Annotated in this window: 1 protein-coding gene; it reads right to left on the bottom strand. The window is 44.5% G+C overall.

What is annotated here, in order from left to right:
* The coding region (gene tuf / locus RMB03_RS00595) for an elongation factor Tu (protein ID WP_198497223.1) at positions 1-1,055 on the bottom strand (1,055 nt) is incomplete at both ends.

The following is a 1,055-nucleotide window of genomic DNA, read 5'->3' as shown; positions in this document are numbered from 1 at the left end:
CCTGGCATAACCATTTCAACGCCGTCTTGTAATTGGATTGCGCCAGTTACGTCAGTTGTACGGAAGTAGAACTGTGGACGGTAACCGTTAAGGAATGGAGTATGACGACCACCTTCTTCTTTAGAAAGTACGTATACTTCTGCATCGAATTTAGTGTGCGGCTTGATTGTACCTGGTTTAGCAAGTACTTGACCACGTTGTACGTCTTCACGCTTAGTACCACGTAGAAGAACACCACAGTTCTCGCCTGCACGACCTTCGTCAAGCAATTTACGGAACATTTCTACGCCAGTAACTGTAGTTGTTTGAGTATCACGAATACCAACGATTTCAACTGATTCGCCTACTTTCACGATACCAGCTTCTACACGACCAGTTACTACTGTACCACGGCCAGAGATAGAGAATACGTCTTCGATTGGCATTAAGAATGCTTTGTCGATAGCACGTTCTGGTTCTGGAATGTAAGAGTCAAGCGCTTCAACAAGAGCAAGAACTGAAGGCTCACCATATTGACCAGCATCGCCTTCCAACGCTTTAAGCGCAGAACCACGGATAACTGGAGTATCATCACCTGGGAAGTCATAAGTAGAAAGAAGTTCACGAACTTCCATTTCTACTAATTCAAGTAATTCTTCATCATCAACAAGGTCACACTTGTTCAAGAATACGATGATGTAAGGTACACCAACCTGACGAGAAAGAAGGATGTGTTCACGAGTTTGTGGCATTGGACCATCAGTCGCAGCACATACAAGGATCGCGCCGTCCATCTGAGCAGCACCAGTAATCATGTTTTTAACATAATCGGCGTGGCCCGGGCAGTCTACGTGAGCGTAGTGACGGATTGGAGAATCGTATTCTACGTGTGAAGTATTAATTGTAATACCACGTGCTTTTTCTTCAGGTGCTGAGTCGATTTGTGAGTAATCTTTCGCTTCACCGCCGTAAGTTTTTGCACAAATAGTTGCAATCGCAGCAGTTAAAGTTGTTTTACCATGGTCAACGTGACCGATTGTGCCCACGTTTACGTGTGGCTTATTACGTTCAAACTT

This window comes from Acinetobacter sp. V91_7 (assembly GCF_031799075.1).
GTDB classification, from domain to species: Bacteria; Pseudomonadota; Gammaproteobacteria; order Pseudomonadales; family Moraxellaceae; genus Acinetobacter; species Acinetobacter calcoaceticus.
This window is presented reverse-complemented; position numbering and strand designations above follow the sequence as displayed.